This is a genomic window from Palleronia pontilimi (assembly GCF_016412875.1).
In the GTDB taxonomy this organism is placed as follows: domain Bacteria; phylum Pseudomonadota; class Alphaproteobacteria; order Rhodobacterales; family Rhodobacteraceae; genus Palleronia; species Palleronia pontilimi.
Window position 1 is genome coordinate 1 of sequence record NZ_JAEKPD010000044.1, and the last position, 1,872, is coordinate 1,872.

Genomic DNA, 1,872 nt, shown 5'->3' on the forward strand with positions numbered 1-1,872 from the left:
CCTGAAGGTCGTAGGTTCAAATCCTACTCCCGCAACCAAAAATACACAACAATACCAAAGCCTTAGGCCTCGCATCACGCGGGGCTTTTTGCTTGTCCGCATTCCACGTCAACGCCACGTCAACGTTTGACGAGTCGCATAACAAATATTCAATGAAATCAACGCCACGGCTCGACGCCGAGCGCTCTGTCATCGCGAGCGATTTGGGGATACGGTTTTCTGAAACTGATGCCGAGTGACCGCGATGTCCAAGAAAACACTGAACAAAGCCAATCTCGAAAGGCTTGGCGCCCCCAAGCTTGCCGAGCTGGTGATGGAGCTGGTGCAGGGGTCCGCGGCCTTGCAGCGTCGCGCCAGGATGGAACTGAGCGCAGCACAGGGCCCCAGGGAGGTGACCGCGGATCTGCGTAAGCGGTTTGCATCTCTGCGTCGGTCGCGAAGCTATGTCGACTGGCGAAAGCAGCGTGTGCTGGTCAAGGATCTGAACAGCCTGTTGGCCCAGATCGAGACGGTGATCGCGCCGCAGGATGCAGACGAGGCTTTCGAGCTTCTCTGGTCCTTCCTGCAACTTGCCCCGTCGATCCATGAGCGCACCGATGACAGCAACGGCTCTGTTGGCGACGTGTTTTGCGAGGCAATTACGATGATCGGGTTGGTGGCGCCCAGGATCACGATCAACCCGCAGACGCTGGCCGAGCGGATCCTCGATGCTGTCGCCGATGCCGGCTATGGCGAATTTGACGGCATCATCCCGGAGACGGCAGAGGCGCTTGGTCCGGACGGGTTGGAGCATCTCACAAAGATCACCAAGACATGGGCCGACACGCCGCCAACGCCTGAAGAACTGGCCGCGTATGAACGCTTTGGTCTGTCCTCGTCGCCCGCAGACTCCGTGCGGCGCGCAAAGCAGTCGACCTGCTCGATCATCCTTGCTGATGTGGCCGATGCGCAGGGTGACGTCGATGCCTACATGGCCCGCTATTCGGCCGAGCAACTGACCTATGGCACCATCGCCCCCGACGTGGCGCGCCGTCTGATCGACGCGGGGCGCGTTCAGAAAGCCTATGACATTCTTCGACGGTGCATGACGCGTGAGGCAGATACCCCCTTCCGGAGCTTCAATTCCAACCTTGATGAGGTTTACGAAGACTGCCTCAATCGTCTGGGGAAGGTGGAAGATCTGAAGGTGCATCTCTGGTCCACGTTCGAGCAGGGCCTGAGCGCGCGCGCCTTGCGCAAATACCTCAAACTGTTGCCTGATTTTGACGATGTCGAGGCCGAGGAAAAAGCGCTCGATGCTGTCGAAACCTATCCTCGCCTTGCCGCGGCGATCAGCTTCCTGGTCGACTGGCCTGCGCTTGATCGAGCTGCACGGATTGCGCTGGCGCGCTCCGATGAGTTGGACGGCGATAACTACACCACGCTGAGCCACGCCGCAGAGGCGCTGGACGCGCGCCACCCGCTGGCCGCGACGCTACTGCGCCGCGCGATGGTCGAGGACACGCTGAAGGGTGCGAAATCCACGCGCTACCGCCATGCCGCGCGCCATCTGGCCGAATGCCAGGCGTCGGAGCAGGAGATTACCGACTATGGTGCAGTCCTGACGCATGAGGGGTTCGTCGGAGCTCTTAGGGAGAAACATGGCCGCAAATACGGGTTTTGGTCCCTAGTGGACGACTAAGCGCGGGTCTTGGGGTTATTTGCAAGGCTTCAACTCAGCCTGCCAGGCTTTACGAACCGGTCCTGCACACAGTGCGCAGCAAGGGGGCAACGCCAGTCCAACCCGACACTCGCACCCAGCCATTGTCAACTTCGGACATCGACATGGTAGTGGTGACCTTCTCCCCGGTATCCGGGCCATTGCGAACTGGA

Annotated in this window: 1 protein-coding gene; it reads left to right on the plus strand. The window is 60.0% G+C overall.

The genetic code is table 11. The features are described 5' to 3' along the window. The first annotated feature begins 244 nt into the window (after window positions 1–244). The gene (locus tag ILP92_RS18210; RefSeq protein WP_198917835.1) at window positions 245–1,681 is read left to right on the plus strand and encodes a DUF6880 family protein; all 1,437 of its coding nucleotides are present in this window, start codon (window positions 245–247) and stop codon (window positions 1,679–1,681) included. The last annotated feature ends 191 nt before the right edge of the window (window positions 1,682–1,872 follow it).